This window comes from Skermanella sp. TT6 (assembly GCF_016653635.2).
Lineage (GTDB): Bacteria > Pseudomonadota > Alphaproteobacteria > Azospirillales > Azospirillaceae > Skermanella > Skermanella cutis.
Genome location: NZ_CP067420.1, coordinates 894,566 through 910,843, shown reverse-complemented (window position 1 = coordinate 910,843; position 16,278 = coordinate 894,566). Strand labels below are relative to the sequence as shown.

Sequence of the window (16,278 nt, the reverse complement as noted above, 5' to 3'; positions counted from 1 at the left end):
ACTCAGGACAGGGCGAACTCCAGGATGACGCCGTTGGCATGCTCCGGCGGCACGACGATCCGGGCGCCCGGGACCTCCAGCGTGGATATCCCCTGTCCTTGCAGGAAAGCGCCGGTCCCGGCCAGGTCGCGGCAAAGAACCGTCATGACCGGAGCGGGCTCCAGGCCGGGATAGCGGCGGGCGAGGCGGTCCGGGGCGACGAAGCGCAGGTCATGGGCCCCCGCGCGGACGTCGAGGCGGCCCTTGCCTGCCTGGAGCGCCGCCGGGCCGAACAGGGCCTCGTAGGCGGGTGCCAGCACGGCGGGATCCTCCGCCGGAACGGTGACTCCTTCCAGGCCGATGGCGCCGTTGGCGTGGTCGAGCCACTCCGGACGGCGCAGCAGGCCGGGCGTCAGGTGCGTGCAGCAGAAGGCAGACAGGCCGGGCGTCGCCTCCGGCTTGAAATGGACCAGCGAGAAGCGCGGCGTGACGGTGCCCTCGGGCAACTCCAGCAACCGGCCGAGGTCCTTCGGCGGTTCGGTCAGGTCGGGGTGGGCCAAGTGGACGGCATCCGGGTCCGGGGCCGCGAAGGCGAGTCCGAGGAACCCCTCGCCCCGCGTCTCCAGCATTGTGTCCAGGCGGTTGAGGAACTGGCCTGGGTCGACGATGCCGAGCAACTCGACATAATCGCCCGGGAACATGATGCAGTAGTTGCCGGTCCCCCAGCCGATGTGGCGGCCGCGGGGAGTCACGGTGAAGCCGAGGCGGCCCCACGTCGCGCGCGCGGCCTCCAGGTCCCCGACGCCCACCAGGGTATGGTCGATGCCCGAGATCGGGCCGATCACCGGGGCGGCCATCAGAACGACGATCCCGGCTGCTTCAGGAAATCCTCTTCCTCCTCCGTCGACACCCGGCCGAGGATCCGGTTGCGGTGGGGAAAGCGGCCGAACCGCTCGATGATCCGCAGGTGCCGCTCGGCATAGTCGAGATAGCCGGGATCGCCCACCCGGTCGCGGAACAGTTCGACCGAGAGGCGCTGGTCCGCCAGATCCTCGCTGTGCTCCAGCGGGAGGTAGAGGAAGGTACGCTCGTCCCGGTCGAAGCCGCCGTCGTAGCCGCGCTCGACCGCGAGCCTGGTCAGGTCGCGGGCGGCGGCGTCGGTCGCGAAGGCGCGGGCGCTGCCGCGGAACACGTTGCGGGGCACCTGGTCGAGCAGGATCACCAGCGCGAGGCAGCCGCGCGGATCGTCTCGCCACTCGGCCAGGCGGTTCGCCGCGGCCTGTTCGTGGGCGGGCAGCAGGAGCCGCCGGACCTCGGCGTCGAAGGCGTCGCTCCTCTCGAACCAGTTCGGCCGGGCCGCCGGACCGAACCAGAAGCCGTTGATGTCATGGAACGTCATCATTCGTCGATTCCTCCCCTTGGCCTCGCGGGGCCTGAAAACAGAAAAGGGCGCCCGAGGCGCCCTTTTCCAGGTGTCCGATGGATACCGGCGGCACTCAGGGGTGCGCGTCGGCCCAGACCTTGCGCTTCACGGCGTACATCATACCCGTGAAGACCAGGAGGAACAGGATGACCTTCACGCCGGTCTGCTTGCGCGCTTCCAGGTGAGGTTCCGCGGCCCAGGTCAGGAAAGCCGCGACATCGTGCGCCAACTGGGCCTGGGTGGCCGGGGTCTCGTCGGCGTAGGTGACGCTGTCGTCCTGCAGGATCGGCGGCATCCCGATCAGGTGGCCGGGGAAGTACTTGTTGTAGTACTGGCCGTCCGGCACGTTGAAGCCTTCCGGCGGATCCTCGTAGCCGACCAGCAGGGCGTAGAGATAGTCCTCGCCATGCGGACGGGCCTTGGCCATCAGCGACAGGTCGGGCGGATAGGCGCCGCCGTTGGCCGCGCGGGCGGCCTGCTCGTTCGGGAACGGGTTCTTGAAATGGTCCGCCGGGATGGCGGGCCGCTCGAACATCTCGCCGTTGTCGTTCGGCCCCGCGGTGACCTCGTACTGCGCCGCGATCGCCTTGACCTCGTCCTCGCTGAAACCCAGCGCCTCGAGGTTGCGGTACGCGACGAAGTTCATCGCGTGGCAGGTCGAGCAGACCTCCTTGTAGACCTGGAAGCCGCGCTGGAGCGCCGCCCGGTCGAAGGTGCCGAAGATGCCGCTGTGGGACCATTCCTGCTTGGGCGGAACCGGAGCCTCGCCCGCGGCAAGGGCGGTGCCCGTAAGGCCGAGGCCGAAGGCCGCGGCCAGGATGACCGTCTTCAACGCGCGCATGTTAGGCCTTCTCCATCGGCTTGGCGGCTGCCGCGGTCGCGATGCGACCACCGCCCAGTACGGGTTCGCTGATGCTGCTGGGAAGCGGCCTGGGGCGCTCCAGCTTGCCGAGCAGGGGCAGGATGATCAGGAAGTGGGCGAAGTAGTAGATCGACGCGACGCGGGCGAGGGTCAGCCAGATGCCTTCGGCCGGCATCGCGCCGGCATAGCCCAGCACCAGGCAGGCGACGACCAGCACCCAGAAGAACTGGCGGTAGATCGGCCGGTAGTTGGAGCTGCGGACCTTGGAGGTGTCGAGCCAGGGCAGGAAGAACAGGACCGCGATGGCGCCGAACATGGCGAGCACGCCGCCCAGCTTGTCGGGAACCGCGCGCAGGATCGCGTAGAACGGCAGGAAGTACCATTCCGGGACGATGTGCGCCGGGGTGACCAGCGGGTTGGCCGGGATGTAGTTGTCCGGATGGCCCATGAAGTTGGGCGCGAAGAACACGAAGCCCGCGAAGACCAGCAGGAAGATGCTGAGGCCGAAGGTGTCCTTGATCGTGAAGTAGGGGTGGAACGGCAGGCTGTCCTGCGGGCCCTTGATGTCGATGCCGACCGGGTTGTTGGACCCGTGGACATGGACCGCGGCGACGTGCAGGAAGACCACGCCCAGCAGCACGAACGGCAGCAGGTAGTGCAGCGCGAAGAACCGGTTCAGGGTCGGGTTGTCGACCGAGAAGCCGCCCCACAGCCAGGTCACGATGTGGTCGCCGATGATCGGGAAGGCCGAGAACAGGTTGGTGATGACGGTGGCACCCCAGAAGCTCATCTGGCCCCAGGGAAGGACGTAGCCCATGAAGGCGGTGGCCATCATCAGGAGCAGGATGACGACGCCCAGCATCCACAGGATCTCGCGCGGGGCCTTGTAGGACCCGAAATACAGGCCGCGGAAGATGTGGATGAACACGGCGATGAAGAACATCGACGCGCCGTTCATGTGGATGTAGCGGATCAGCCAGCCCGAGTTGACGTCGCGCATGATGCGCTCGACCGACTGGAAGGCGTAGGCCGTGTGCGGCGTGTAGCTCATCGCCAGGGTGATGCCGGAAACGATCATGATGATCAGCGTGACCATCGCGATCGCTCCGAAGGACCACAAATAATTGCAGTTCTTCGGCATCGGGTATTCGTTGTACTCGTGGTGCAGCCCGGTGAAGATCGGCAGGCGGTAATCGATCCACCGGACTATGGGGTTCTTGAACTGCGGGGCAGCCATGTTCAGCTCCAGTTGACCAACTAGCCGAGGCGAATCGAGGTGTCCGTCAGGAAGGCGTATTCCGGAACGGCGAGGTTCAGCGGTGCCGGACCCCGGCGGATGCGGCCCGAGGTGTCGTAGTGCGAACCGTGGCAGGGGCAGAACCACCCGCCGAAATCACCCTTGGGATCGGTCGGTTTCTGGCCGAGCGGGACGCAGCCCAGGTGGGTGCAGACGCCGACCATGACCAGCCATTGCGGCTGCTGGACGCGGGCGCTGTCGGGCGCGGGGTCGGGCAGTTCGGCAAGGTTGACCGCCTGGGCGGCCGCGATCTCCTCCTCCGTGCGGCGGCGGATGAAGACCGGCTTGCCCCGCCACGTGACCGTGATCGCCTGGCCGACCTGGACCGGCGACAGGTCGACGTCGATCTGGGCGAGCGCCAGCGTATCGGCCGCCGGGTTCATGCTGTTGATGAACGGCCAGGCGACCGACGCGACGCCGACCGCGCCGACTGCCGCGGTAGCGAGATAGAGGAAATCGCGACGGGTCGCTCCCTCGCCTTCATGGCCTCCCTGACCGCCAGCACCGGCCGGATGGATGGTATCCGACATTAGCTTTTCTCTCCTTGGCCCTGGCAAGCGCACTGGCGTGCGCTTGCAAACCGGACGGACATTAACAATAGTTTTCGGCCGTGTCTGCTTCGGACCTTGCCCAAAACCTCGAGCCCAAAACCTCGGGACTAGGGGCCGGTTCGCGCCGGCCGCAGTTTCGACAGGGATATACCTCCGGTTCCCGGTCAAGGAAAGTCGGAGTTCCGGGGACATAGTGTCGCGCTTGCCCGACTGGGTCGTTTCGCAGAAAGAATGACTCTTGATTTTTCCGCCGACTGACACTAGCCGCATCAGGCTCGCGCTCTACCAGCCCGACATTCCCCAGAATACCGGCGCGGTGATGCGCCTTGCCGCCTGCCTGGGCGTGCCGCTGGACATCATAGAGCCCTGCGGCTTCATCCTGGACGACCGCAGGCTGCGCCGCGCCGGTATGGATTATATTGATCATCTCGATCTCGCCCGCCATGCCTCCTGGGAAAAATACGTCGCCGCAACGAATCGCGGCCGACTGGTCCTGCTGACGACGCGCGGCTCGGTCCCCTATCTCGACTTCGGTTTCCGGCCCGGCGACACGCTGCTGCTGGGCAGCGAGAGCGCCGGCGTGCCGGACGCGGTGGCGGAAGCCGCGGACGCCCGGGTCAGGATCCCCCTGCGGCCGGGCCTGCGCTCGCTGAACGTGGCCCTCGCCGCGGCCATGGTGCTGGGCGAGGCGTTGCGGCAGACTGCCCCCGGCGGTATGGGAACCGACGGTATCGGAATGGAAACGGGAAGGGACTGAGGGGATGGACGACACGAAGGACCGCACGGTGCCGACCGAGGATCACAAGGCCCGCGCGGCCGCCTGGTTCGCCGAGCTGCGCGACCGGATCTGCGCCGCGTTCGAGACGCTGGAGGACGAGCTGGCCGGCACCCATTCGGACATGCCGGCCGGCCGGTTCGAGCGCAAGGCCTGGGACCGCCCGGACGCCGAGGGCTCGCACGGCGGGGGCGGCGTGATGTCGATCATGCGCGGCCGGGTGTTCGAGAAGGTCGGCGTCAACATCTCGACCGTCCACGGCACCTTCAGCCCCGAGTTCCGCAAGAACATGCCGGGCGCGGCCGAGGACGGACGGTTCTGGGCCGCGGGAATCAGCCTGGTCGCCCACATGCGCTCGCCGCTGGTCCCGGCGGTCCACATGAACACGCGCCATATCGTCACGAGCCTCGGCTGGTTCGGCGGCGGCGCCGACCTGACGCCGATGTTCCCGGCGGAACAGGACGCGGCCGATTTCCACGCCGCGCTGAAGCGGGCCTGCGACGCGCATGGAACGGACTATTACGAGCGCTTCAAGGAATGGTGCGACCGCTACTTCTTCCTGCCGCACCGCAACGAGCCGCGCGGCATCGGCGGCATCTTCTACGACAACCTGGACTCCGGGAACTGGGAGGCCGATTTCGCCTTCACCCGCGACGTCGGGCTCGCCTTCCTGGACGTCTATCCCCGGATCGTGCGTCGCCACATGGACGCCCCCTGGACGCCCGAGCAGCGCGACCACCAGCTTATCCGGCGTGGCCGCTACGTGGAGTTCAACCTGCTCTACGACCGCGGCACGACCTTCGGCCTGAAGACCGGCGGGAACGTGGAAGCGATCCTGATGTCGATGCCGCCGGAGGTGAAGTGGCCGTGAAGTCTTAGGCGCTGGTTTTTATTGTCCGCAGATGAACACAGATGGACACAGATGGGCTTAGATATCTGTGTCCATCTGCGTTCATCTGTGGAAAAGTTAAATTCTCTTGAACGAAACCACTCACAGGATAGCGCTACCGACTTCGGTTTCGCAGCCAGCCGAACAGGATGGGGGCGACCAGTTCCAGCAGCAGGATGAAGGGCCAGGGTTCGCCGCGCCAGAAGGCGTAGTTGGCGAGCAGGTTGGGCCAGCTCACGCCCATCACGGCGCGGGCGATCGTCAGTTCCAGGGCGACCGAGGCGGCGAGCCAGAGCACGCCGGCCAGGACGGCGCGGGGCAGCCAGCCCGGGCCGGCGGTGAGGCGCGCGTGCAGCCAGGCCACCGCCAGGATCAGGACGGCGGTCGAGACGATCCGGTAGGTGAAGGCGTTGACCCCGCCGATGCGGTCGGCCAGCACGGCGATGGAAAAGGCCGCGTTGCCGAAGACCAGGGCTATCAGGACGGCGGCCAAGGCGGCGGTGACGATCAGGGCGCGCATCGCTGGTGTCCTTCTCCCGGACCTCACTGCCGGGCGCGGAGTTCGGCCAGGCATTCCTCGCGGCCGGGGCGATAGTCCCGATCCTCCCACCAGCGCTCCAGGTCGCGCAAGAGCTGTCCGACCAGCTTGCCCCGGGGAATGCCCAGGTCGAGCAGGTCGCGGCCCTGGAGCGGGAAGCGGGGGTCTTCCCAGGCTTCGATGGCCGCCTCCACCTCGGCCATGCGGCCGGGAGCATGCAGCAGGGCGATGTCGCGCAGCTTGTCCGGTCCCAGCCTGTAGAGCGCGGGGCGGAGACCGGCGGAACCCGGGTCGAGCGGGGGTGCGGCCAGCAGCACCAGCCGGTCGGTGTCGGCGTTGGAAAACCGCAGCCGCTCGGCGACCCGGAGGGCGCCCGCGCGGTCCACGTCCAGCAGGGCGGCCAGGCGCAGCAGGGGATCGGACCGGTCCGGCGCCATGCCGAGCAGCCGTCCGAGCCGGTCGAGCGCGGTCGCCTCCGGCAACAGGTGCGCCATGATCCCCAGGTCGGCCATGAGGCGCAGCACGGCCAGCGGGTCGGCGGCCCCCAGCAGCCGGAACAGCTCGCCCTGGACCCGCTCGCCCGACAGGCGGGGCAGCAGCGGCGCCAGGTCGGCGCAGGCGTCCAGCGCCGCCGGTTCCGGCGGGGTGCGGCCGTAATGGGCCTGGAAGCGGAAGAAGCGCAGCAGGCGCAGGACGTCCTCGGTGATGCGGGCGCGCGGATCGCCGACGAAGCGGACATGGCCGGCCAGCGCGTCGCCGACGCCGCCGAACGGGTCGTACAGGGTGCCGTCGATCGCGCAGAACAGCGCGTTCATGGTGAAGTCCCGGCGCGACGCGTCGATCATCCAGTCGTCGGTGAAGGCCACCCGGGCGTGCCGGCCGAACGTTTCGACATCGTGACGAAGTGTCGTGATCTCGTAGTGGGAACCGTCGGCCACCGCGGTGACGGTGCCGTGGGCGAGCCCCGTGGGGATCGCCCGCAGGCCCGCGGATTCCAGCAGCCGCATGACCCGTTCCGGCTCCGCATCGGTCGCGATGTCGATGTCCTTGACCGGGCGGCGGAGCAGGCCGTCGCGGACGCAGCCGCCGACGAAGCGGGCCTCGGCCCCGTCCGCCGCGATGGCTTCGAACACCCGCGCCGTCCCGGGCGCCGCCATCGCGGGAGGCAGATCGATCCTGCCGGCCGGTTGCATGGCTCAGCGGCCCGGGGCGGCCGGCGGGGTCGTATCGCCTTCCACCACCCGGCCGTCGATCAGCCGGGCGGGATGGTAGGTGGCCGTCGTATCGGAACCGCCGGTCAGCGCCACCGTCACCAGCGTCAGTCCGGCCAGCGCTACGCCGCCGACGATCAGCGGGGTCCAGGGCGCGCCCACCCACCAGGGCTGGACCGTGCCGCCCGACGCGCCGGCCCGGCGGCGTTCGACCAGCATGTAGGCCATGTAGACCAGGGTCGGCAGCATCAGCGGCAGCACGACCAGGAGAAGTTTCCTCAGCATCGCCCGTGCAGCACGTCGACCAGGTTCACAAGCATCCCGGCCGTCGCTCCCCAGATGTATCGGTGCTCGTAGGGAAACACGTAGAAGTACCGTTCGGTGCCCTGGAACTGGCGGGTCTCCTTGCGGGCGGCCCCCGGCTTCAGGAAGAAATCCAGCGGCACCTCGAACACCTCCGCCACCTCGAACGGGTCCGGGTTCAGGATGAAGGGCGGGCGGACGAAGCCCACGACCGGCGTGATCTCGAAACCGGTGCGGGTCACGTAGGTGTCCAGACGCCCGGCCACCTCCACCCGCTCGGGCGCCAGCCCGATCTCCTCCGAGGTCTCGCGCAGCGCGCAGGCCAGCGCGTCCTGGTCTGTCGGCTCCATCCCTCCGCCGGGAAAGCTGATCTGCCCGGCATGCGCCGCCAGATGGGCGGTGCGCTGGGTGAAGATGACCGTCATCCCGCCCTGCCGTTCGACCAGCGGGACCAACACCGCCGCGTGGCGAAGCTGCGCCGGGGCGCCGGTGCCGGGGTTGAGGTCGTGATCGCCCCTGATGCCGAGGGTGCGGCCGGGTGCGGCCGCGAAACGCGGGATCAGGCTCCTGATCCGCTCCTTGGTGATGTCGCCGACGGTCAGATCCCCGTTGCCCTGTTCATCGGACGCCCCAGAGGAAAGAATGTGCCCATGCTCCATATTCCGACCTGAACTTCCTCTCCGTCCTCGCGCGTCTCGGCACGCTCCACCAGATCGTAGAAGACCGATCGCGTAATCCTGGCTTCCAGATTGTCACGCACCAGGATATAGGGTCTCGGCTCGCCGGTTCCATCATCCTCCTCAACCCTGATCGGATGATCCGGCCCGGCGGTCACCTCGGCGTCCAGGTTGGTGCGGAAGATCAACCGCTGGTTTGGGCCATCGCCGCTGACCGTCAACCCTACCGCGGTGAACGGTACCTCGTCGACCTGTATCCTGCCCCGTTCCGCCGGAGTAACCAACCAGTAATCGCCGGCCTCGTCGCGCCGGAGAACGGTCGAGAAGAGCTTGGACAGCTCCAGCCGGCGGATCGGCGACCCATGATAGTGCCATGTGCCGTCGCGATCGATGCGAATCGGATAGCCCTCGTCCGGCCTCAGGTCGTCGGGGCGGAACAGGCCGGACGGCAGGCCCGGCGTCGGGATCGAACTGGTCATAGGCTTGCTTTCCCCCTTGTGAAGCCGAATTTCCTGTTAATATCGGTACCCGGGTACGCAATTTCGCCATACTGCTAATCTAGGTCCGATACCCTGATTGAGAACGGGCGTCGCAACGCCTGGTTTCCGGCGGGGGTTCCGGAGCCGGTTGTCTTGAGAGCACAGGAGATCCCTGATTTGACCGCTACCGATGCAATGCGCCACGGGTCTGCCGGGATCGAGAATCCGGCCCAGCTTCTGGCCGAGGTGGAAACCCTGGGCGGCCGCCTGTCCATGGTGCGGGACCGGATCGGCCGCATCATCTTCGGCCAGCAGGACGTGGTGGACCTGACCCTGATCACCCTGCTCGCGGGCGGGCACGTGCTGCTGATCGGCGTTCCCGGCCTTGCCAAGACCCGGCTGGTCGAAACGCTGGGCATCGTCCTGGGGCTCGACGACAAGCGCGTCCAGTGCACCCCCGACCTGATGCCGGCCGATATCCTGGGTTCGGAAGTGCTGGAGGAGGACGAGACCGGCCGCCGGTCGTTCCGCTTCATCCCCGGCCCGGTGTTCTGCCAGCTCCTGATGGCGGACGAGATCAACCGCGCCAGCCCGCGGACCCAGTCGGCCCTGCTCCAGGCGATGCAGGAGCGCCGGGTCTCGGTCGCCGGCCATTACCATCCCCTGCCCCAGCCGTTCCACGTCCTGGCGACCCAGAACCCGCTGGAGCAGGAAGGCACGTATCCCCTGCCGGAAGCGCAGCTCGACCGCTTCCTGATGCAGGTCGACGTGACATATCCCGACTACGACGCCGAGCGGCGCATGCTGATCGCCACCACCGGGACCGAGGACGAGGCCGCGGTCGCCGTGCTGAACCCGGCCGACCTGATGGCGGCCCAAAGGCTGGTCCGCCGCATCCCCGTCGGGGAGAGCGTGGTCGAGGGCATCCTGGGCCTGGTCCGGTCGGGCCGGCCGGAGACCAGCGAGCTGGAGGAGATCCGCAGCCACGTGGCCTGGGGCCCCGGTCCCCGCGCCAGCCAGGCGCTGATGCTGGCGGCCCGCGCCCGGGCGGTGCTCGACGGCAGGCTGTCGCCCTCGCTCGACGACGTGCTGGCCCTGGCCAAGCCGGTGCTGAAGCATCGCATGGCGCTCAATTTCGCGGCCCGCGCCGACGGCATCACGCTCGACGACGTGATCGACCGCCTCTGCGCCCCGCTGCGGTAGCCGGGCATGGCGCGCGACAGGATGGGAAAGCCCGACCTCGCGGCGACCTCGCTGCGGGCGCAGCACCGGTCGGAAGCGCTGGCGTCGCGGCTGCCGCCCCTGCTGGTGGCGGCGGAGCGGGTCGCCTCCACCGTCGCCCAGGGCGTCCACGGCCGCCGCCGCGTCGGGACCGGCGAGACCTTCTGGCAGTACCGACGCTACGAGGTCGGCGACAGCGCCCTGATGATCGACTGGCGCCAGTCGGGCAAATCGCAGCCCGTCTTCGTGCGCGAGAACGAGTGGGAGGCGGCGCAGAGCGTCTGGCTCTGGACCGACGCCTCGTCGTCCATGGACTACCGCTCGTCCCCCGGCCTGCCGACCAAGAAGGAACGCGCCGAGCTGCTGCTGCTGGCGCTCGCCGTCCTGCTGGTGCGCGGCGGCGAACGGGTCGCCCTGCTGGGATCGGGCGTGCCTCCGTCGGGCAACAAGGTGACGCTGAACCGGCTCGCCATGACCCTGGTGGAGGGCCAATTGCCCAGGGACGGGCTGCCCGCGGTGCCGCTCCTGCCGCGCCACGCCCAGGCGGTGCTGATCGGCGACCTGCTGTCGCCCCTGGAGGAGATCCAGCGGACCGTGGCGGCGTTCAGCGGCCGCGGCGTGCACGGCCACCTGGTCCAGGTGCTCGACCCCGCGGAAGAGACCCTGCCCTTCGCCGGGCGGATCGAGTTCGAGGGCCTGGAGGGCGAGGAGGAACTGCTGATCCCGCGGGTCGAGGCGGTCCGCCAGACCTATCTGGAACGGCTGGAAGCCCACCGCGACGGCTTGGCGGCCCTTGCCCGCGCCGCCGGCTGGAGCTTCGCGACGCACCGGACCGACCGGCCGCCGCAGACGGCGCTCCTGGCACTTCACGGGGCGATTGCCCAAGCACCGAAGAGCTGAACATATGCTGGGACTGGGACCGATAGCCTTCGCCGCACCCTGGATCCTCGGTGCCCTGATCGTCCTTCCGGTGCTGTGGTGGCTTCTGCGCCTGACGCCGCCCAGCCCCCGGATCGTCCAGTTCCCGGCGATCCGGCTGCTGCGCGACCTGGTGGCGCGGGAGGAGACCCCGGCCCGGACGCCGCTCTGGCTGCTGATCATGCGGATGTTGCTGGCGGCGCTGGTGATCCTGGCGCTGGCCCAGCCGCTGCTGAACCCGCGCGCCGGGCTGCCGGGCAGCGGCCCGATCATCCTGGTGGTGGACAACGGCTGGGGCGCCGCCCGCGACTGGCAGGCGCGCCAGCGCACCATGGGCGACCTGGTGGACCAGGCGGAGCGGAACGGCCGCGACCTGATCGTGGTGGCGACCGCGCCGTCCGCCTCCGGCGAGAAGCCGCAGCCCAGCACCCTGCTCCGGCCGGCGGACGCCAGGCGGCTGACCCAGTCGCTCGCCCCGCGCCCGTGGCCGACCGACCGGGCCTCCGTGCTGGAGGCGTTGCGCGGCCTCCGGGTCGAAGGCTCCGCCCATACCGTCTGGCTGTCCGACGGGCTGGCCGACGCGGCGGCGATCCCGCTGGCCCAGCGGCTCCAGCAGCTGGGCGGCGCCGAGGTGCTGATGAACGGCGCCGACCGCCTGCCCAACCTGCTGCTGCCGCCCAGCGTCGAGGGCAACGACCTGGTGGCCCGGGTGCGGCGGGCCGACACGACCCTGCCGACCCCCGTCACGGTCCGCGCGACCGCCGCCGACGGCCGGCTGCTGGCGCGCCAGGAAACCGCCTTCGCGCCCGGCTCGGACAGGCTGGAGGTCCCGCTGTCGCTCCCCGTGGAGCTGCGCAACGAGGTCACCCGCCTGTCGATCGAGGGCGAGGCGACCGCCGGGGCCACCGTCCTGCTGGACGAGCGCTGGCGGCGCCGCCCGGTCGGCCTGGTGTCCGGACGGCCCGAGGGCGAGAACCAGCCGCTGCTGAGCGATCTCTACTACCTGGAACGGGCGCTCGCCCCGTTCAGCGAGATCCGGCGGGGCAGCGTGCTGGACCTGATGGGCCGCGACCTGTCGGTGCTGATCCTGGCCGACATCGGCGCCCTGACCGAGACCGAGGCGCAGGCCGTGGAGTCCTGGGTGGAGAGCGGCGGCGTGCTGGTCCGCTTCGCCGGGCCGCGGCTGGCCCAGCATACCGACCAGCTGGTGCCGGTGCGACTGCGCCTGGGCGACAGGACGCTGGGCGGCGCGCTGTCCTGGTCGGAGCCGGCGCGGCTGGCGCCCTTCCCGCCCGACAGCCCCTTCGCCGGCCTGCCCGTTCCGCCCGACGTGGTGGTCGACCGCCAGGTCCTGGCCGAGCCGTCGATCGACCTCGCCGAGAAGACCTGGGCCCGGCTGGCCGACGGCACCCCGCTGGTCACGGCGGAGCAGCGCGAGGAAGGCCGGATCGTGCTGGTCCACACCACGGCCAATTCGGACTGGTCGAACCTGGCGCTGTCCGGCCTGTTCGTGGACATGCTGCGGCGGGTGACCGCGCTCAGCGAGGGCGTGTCCGGCGACGTCCAGGCGGCGACCTTCGCTCCGATAGAGGTGCTCGACGGGCTGGGCCAGCTGGTCCCGCCGCCCGCCACCGTCTTCCCGATCGCCGGCAACGCGTTCCGGCCCGAATCGCTCGGCCCCCGGCATCCGCCCGGCTTCTACGGGACGGAGGAGGCGCGCCGGGCGCTCAACCTGACCTCGCTGGTGACCACGGTCGAGCCCCTGCGCCGGCTGCCCGCCGGCGTCGCCCAGGGGACCTACGCGGCGCGCGGCGAGATCGACCTGAAACCCTGGCTGCTGGGAGCCGCCATGGCGCTGGCGATCATCGACCTGTTCGTGGCGCTGGTGCTGCGCGGGCTGCTCGGCAACATCCGCTTCGGCCGCCGGCGCCGCGCCGCCGCGGCGGCATCCGCGGTCCTGCTCGCGGCGGGGCTGGTCGCCGCCGGGGCCGGCCCTGCGCGGGCCTTGGACGAGTTCGCGATCAAGGCCAGCGGCGAGACCTACCTGGCCTATGTGGTGACCGGCGACCGGACGGTGGACGAAACCACCCGCGCCGGGCTGGAGGGGCTGAGCGAGATCCTGAACCGCCGCACCGCGGTCGAAACCGCCGGCGCCATGGCGGTCGACCTGGAGCAGGACGAGCTGGCCTTCTTCCCGCTGATCTACTGGGCGATCTCGCCGTCGCAGGCCGACCTCAGCGATTCGGCACGGCTCCGGCTGAACGAGTTCCTGCGCAACGGCGGGACGATCCTGTTCGACACCCGCGACCGGCAGTACGGCCCCGGCTCCGCGCTGACCGGCGGCGGGCCGGGCGCCCAGCGGCTGCGCCGGCTGGTGGACGGGCTCGACGTGCCCGCCCTGGCGCCGGTCCCGCCCGAGCACGTGCTGACCAAGGCGTTCTACCTGCTCCAGGATTTCCCCGGCCGGTTCGGCGGCGGCGACGTCTGGGTCGAGGCCGAGGAGGGCCGGCACAATGACGGCGTGTCGTCGGTGATCATCGGCTCCGCCGACTGGGCCGGCGCCTGGGCGGTCGACGAGGCCGGCCGGCCGCTCAACGCCGTCGTCCCGGGCGGCGAGCGCCAGCGCGAGATGGCCTATCGTTTCGGCGTCAACCTGATGATGTACGCCCTGACCGGCAACTACAAGGCCGATCAGGTCCATGTGCCCGCCATACTGGAAAGGCTCGGCCAATGATGGGTGGCGGCACCGCCGTTGACTTCTCCCCGCTGCTGCCCTGGGCGGCGCTGATCCCGCTGTTCGCCCTGGCGGCGGCCGGCATCCTCGTGGCGCTGGTGCGGCGCGCCCGCGGGACCGCGTGGCGGGCCCTGGGACTGGCGGCGCTGGCGCTGGCGCTGCTGAACCCGGCGCTGGTCCAGGAGGACCGCGAACCGATCCGGGACGTCGCCGTCCTGGTGGTGGACGAGTCCCCCAGCCAGAACATCGGCGAGCGCCGCGCCCGCACCGAGCGGGCGCTGGCCGACCTCCAGGAACGGCTGTCGCGCTTCCCCGACCTGGAGGTGCGGATCGTGCGCACCGGCGGCGCCGAGGGCGGCGTCGGCGGCGCGATCGAGGAGACGAGGCTGTTCGAGGTGCTCGACAACGCCATGGCCGACCTGCCCCGCCGGCGCATGGCCGGCGCCGTCTTCATCACCGACGGCCAGGTCCACGACGTTCCGGGCGGCGGCAAGGGGCTGGAGGACCTGGGGCCGATCCATACCCTGCTGACGGGGGAGCACGACGAGGCGGACCGCCGGCTGGCCGTGGTCCGGGCGCCCAGCTTCGGCTTGGTCGGCAGGCCGGTCACCGTGACCGTGCGGGTCGAGGACATGCCGGGCAGCCAGTCGCCCGACGCCGTCGTCAATATTCGCCAGGACGGCGGCGCCCCGCGCCCCTTCCGGGTGCCGGTCGGCCGCGACGTGCCGCTGGAGTTCAACCTGGAGCATGGCGGCCAGAACGTCCTGGAGATGGAGGTGGCCGCCGCCCCCCAGGAACTGACCCTGGCCAACAACCGGGCCGCCGTGGTGATCAGCGGCGTGCGCGACCGGCTGCGGGTGCTGCTGGTGTCGGGCGAGCCCCACGCGGGCGAGCGGACCTGGCGCAACCTGCTGAAGGCCGATCCCGGCGTCGACCTAGTCCATTTCACGATCCTGCGCCCGCCGGAGAAGCAGGACGGAACGCCGATCCGCGAGCTGTCGCTGATCGCCTTCCCGATCCGGGAGCTGTTCGAGATCAAGCTCGACGAGTTCGACCTGATCATCTTCGACCGCTACCGGCGGCGCGGGGTGCTGCCCCAGCTCTATCTCAGCAACATCGCGAGCTACGTGGAAAACGGCGGCGCCCTGCTGGAAGCGGGGGGACCGACCTTCTCGACCGCCATGAGCCTGTTCCGCACGCCGCTGGGCGCCGTGCTGCCCGGCGAGCCCACCGGAGAGGTGATCGAGCGGCCGTTCAAGCCGTCGGTGACCGAGCTGGGCCGCCGCCATCCCGTCACCGCCGGCCTGCCCGGCGACGTGCCGGCCGGCGCTCCCCAGGGGCAGGAGCCGAGCTGGGGTCGCTGGTTCCGCCAGACCGACGTGACGCCGCTCCAGGGCAGCGTCGTGATGGAAGGCGCCGACCAGCGGCCGCTGATGATCCTGAACCGGGTCGGCGAAGGCCGGGTCGCCCAGATCGCCAGCGACCAGATCTGGCTGTGGTCCCGCGGCTACGAGGGCGGCGGCCCGCAGGCCGAGCTGCTCCGGCGGCTCGCCCACTGGCTGATGAAGGAGCCGGAGCTGGAGGAGAACGACCTGCGCGCCAAGGTCGAGGGCAACCGCATCACGATCGAGCGCCGCAGCCTGGAACCCGACCCGCGCTCCGTCGAGCTGACCAGCCCGTCGGACGAGGTGCGCGGGGTCGATCTGGTCGAGGACGGCAACGGCCTCGCGACCGCCGCGGTGCTGGCGACCGAGCCCGGCATCTACCGCGTCAGCGACGGGGAGCGCACGGCCCTGGCCGTGGTCGGCGCGGTCAACCCGCCGGAACTGGCCGACGTGCGCACGACCGGGGAGCCGATGGCGCCCGCGGCGCGGGCCAGCGGCGGCGGCGTCCACTGGCTGGCCGACGGCGACGTGGACGTGCGGCGAACCCGGCCTGACCGCGACCAGACCGGCAGCAACTGGATCGGGCTGCGGGCCAACGGCGACTACGTGGTGACCGGCGTCAGCGAGGCGTCACTGCTTCCCGCCGGGCTGGTCGTCCTGCTGGTCGTCGGCGCCCTGCTGGCCGCCTGGCGGCGCGAGGGGCGATAGGCTGACCTCGATCCCGGACGGCCGGCCGGCAGGGCCTTCGGCGGGGAGCCGGGGCAGGTCCGGTCGGAGGCGATCGGGCCGGTCCGCCTCGTCCCACTCCCGCTGGCCCTCGTCCCGCCAGGCGCCGGCGTACCAGTCGTCGATGGTGATCCCGGCCGGCGTGGGAACCGGACCGGACCGGTCTTCGATCGGCCCGGAAAGGACGACGCAGAGCATGGCTGCCGCCCAGATGGCGAGGCCTGCCAGCCATGCGCCGATGATGTCTTCCGGCTTCATGGTGGTGGTCCAGGTTGCGATAGCGGAGATAGGACCCAGACATTTGCCGCCG

17 protein-coding genes are annotated in these 16,278 nt (G+C 70.2%); 6 read left to right on the top strand and 11 right to left on the bottom strand.

All coding sequences use genetic code 11. From position 1 onward, the window contains the following. Window positions 1-2: 2 nt before the first annotated feature. The 5 genes from IGS68_RS04250 to petA all read right to left on the bottom strand — a co-directional run bounded on the left by IGS68_RS04250 (window position 3) and on the right by petA (window position 4,091). Entirely contained in the window at window positions 3-836 is an 834-nt protein-coding gene (locus tag IGS68_RS04250) for a VOC family protein (protein WP_201077581.1), read from the bottom strand. Then, on the bottom strand, window positions 836-1,381 hold the full coding sequence (locus IGS68_RS04245; protein WP_371821883.1) for a DUF924 family protein: 546 nt from the start codon (window positions 1,379-1,381) through the stop codon (window positions 836-838). Before IGS68_RS04245 ends, IGS68_RS04250 begins: the two co-directional genes overlap by 1 nt. A gap of 94 nt (window positions 1,382-1,475) precedes the next feature. After that, window positions 1,476-2,243 carry a cytochrome c1 gene (locus IGS68_RS04240; protein ID WP_201077579.1) on the bottom strand — a complete coding sequence of 256 codons (768 nt, stop codon included), beginning with the start codon at window positions 2,241-2,243 and terminating at the stop codon, window positions 1,476-1,478. A gap of 1 nt (window position 2,244) precedes the next feature. Further along, window positions 2,245-3,501, bottom strand: a complete 1,257-nt coding sequence (locus IGS68_RS04235) for a cytochrome b (RefSeq protein WP_201077577.1) — start codon at window positions 3,499-3,501, stop codon at window positions 2,245-2,247. Window positions 3,502-3,521: 20 nt separating this feature from the next. Next, on the bottom strand, window positions 3,522-4,091 hold the full coding sequence (gene petA, locus IGS68_RS04230; RefSeq protein WP_201077575.1) for a ubiquinol-cytochrome c reductase iron-sulfur subunit: 570 nt from the start codon (window positions 4,089-4,091) through the stop codon (window positions 3,522-3,524). A 289-nt stretch (window positions 4,092-4,380) separates the two neighbouring features. Between petA and IGS68_RS04225 the strand changes: the two genes are divergently transcribed. Then, window positions 4,381-4,869 carry a tRNA (cytidine(34)-2'-O)-methyltransferase gene (locus IGS68_RS04225; RefSeq protein ID WP_201081068.1) on the top strand — a complete coding sequence of 163 codons (489 nt, stop codon included), beginning with the start codon at window positions 4,381-4,383 and terminating at the stop codon, window positions 4,867-4,869. Window positions 4,870-4,873: 4 nt separating this feature from the next. After that, window positions 4,874-5,758: an oxygen-dependent coproporphyrinogen oxidase gene (hemF, locus tag IGS68_RS04220; protein ID WP_201077573.1), complete on the top strand. Its 885-nt coding sequence runs from the start codon at window positions 4,874-4,876 to the stop codon at window positions 5,756-5,758. Window positions 5,759-5,891: 133 nt separating this feature from the next. Here hemF and IGS68_RS04215 read toward each other — a convergent pair whose 3' ends face one another. From IGS68_RS04215 to IGS68_RS04195, 5 genes are read right to left on the bottom strand one after another with little or no spacing between them, the layout of a single operon-like run. After that, entirely contained in the window at window positions 5,892-6,296 is a 405-nt protein-coding gene (locus IGS68_RS04215) for a hypothetical protein (RefSeq protein ID WP_201077571.1), read from the bottom strand. A 23-nt stretch (window positions 6,297-6,319) separates the two neighbouring features. Beyond that, window positions 6,320-7,507: a CCA tRNA nucleotidyltransferase gene (locus IGS68_RS04210; protein WP_201077569.1), complete on the bottom strand. Its 1,188-nt coding sequence runs from the start codon at window positions 7,505-7,507 to the stop codon at window positions 6,320-6,322. A 3-nt stretch (window positions 7,508-7,510) separates the two neighbouring features. Next, a complete protein-coding gene (locus IGS68_RS04205) occupies window positions 7,511-7,810 on the bottom strand; it encodes a DUF6111 family protein (RefSeq protein WP_201077567.1) in 300 nt (99 codons plus the stop codon). Next, the gene (locus IGS68_RS04200; RefSeq protein WP_201077565.1) at window positions 7,804-8,487 is read right to left on the bottom strand and encodes a CoA pyrophosphatase; all 684 of its coding nucleotides are present in this window, start codon (window positions 8,485-8,487) and stop codon (window positions 7,804-7,806) included. The genes IGS68_RS04205 and IGS68_RS04200 overlap by 7 nt, the downstream gene beginning before the upstream one ends. Beyond that, window positions 8,427-8,984 carry a DUF1285 domain-containing protein gene (locus tag IGS68_RS04195; protein ID WP_201077562.1) on the bottom strand — a complete coding sequence of 186 codons (558 nt, stop codon included), beginning with the start codon at window positions 8,982-8,984 and terminating at the stop codon, window positions 8,427-8,429. The genes IGS68_RS04200 and IGS68_RS04195 overlap by 61 nt, the downstream gene beginning before the upstream one ends. Before the next feature lie 195 nt (window positions 8,985-9,179). Here IGS68_RS04195 and IGS68_RS04190 point away from each other — a divergent pair, with 195 nt between their 5' ends. The 4 genes from IGS68_RS04190 to IGS68_RS04175 are packed head-to-tail and all read left to right on the top strand — an operon-like array spanning window position 9,180 to window position 15,950. Then, window positions 9,180-10,187, top strand: a complete 1,008-nt coding sequence (locus tag IGS68_RS04190) for an AAA family ATPase (protein ID WP_201081066.1) — start codon at window positions 9,180-9,182, stop codon at window positions 10,185-10,187. Window positions 10,188-10,193: 6 nt separating this feature from the next. Beyond that, the gene (locus IGS68_RS04185) at window positions 10,194-11,105 is read left to right on the top strand and encodes a DUF58 domain-containing protein (protein ID WP_247881168.1); all 912 of its coding nucleotides are present in this window, start codon (window positions 10,194-10,196) and stop codon (window positions 11,103-11,105) included. Window positions 11,106-11,109: 4 nt separating this feature from the next. Continuing rightward, complete coding sequence (locus IGS68_RS04180) at window positions 11,110-13,857, top strand: DUF4159 domain-containing protein (protein ID WP_201077560.1); 2,748 nt, start codon at window positions 11,110-11,112, stop codon at window positions 13,855-13,857. After that, window positions 13,854-15,950, top strand: coding sequence for a hypothetical protein (locus IGS68_RS04175; RefSeq protein ID WP_201077558.1), 2,097 nt, complete (start codon window positions 13,854-13,856; stop codon window positions 15,948-15,950). The genes IGS68_RS04180 and IGS68_RS04175 overlap by 4 nt, the downstream gene beginning before the upstream one ends. On the opposite strand, the gene IGS68_RS04170 is transcribed toward IGS68_RS04175, so the two are convergent. Next, complete coding sequence (locus tag IGS68_RS04170; protein WP_201077556.1) at window positions 15,873-16,226, bottom strand: hypothetical protein; 354 nt, start codon at window positions 16,224-16,226, stop codon at window positions 15,873-15,875. The genes IGS68_RS04175 and IGS68_RS04170 overlap by 78 nt on opposite strands. Between the last annotated feature and the right edge of the window lie 52 nt (window positions 16,227-16,278).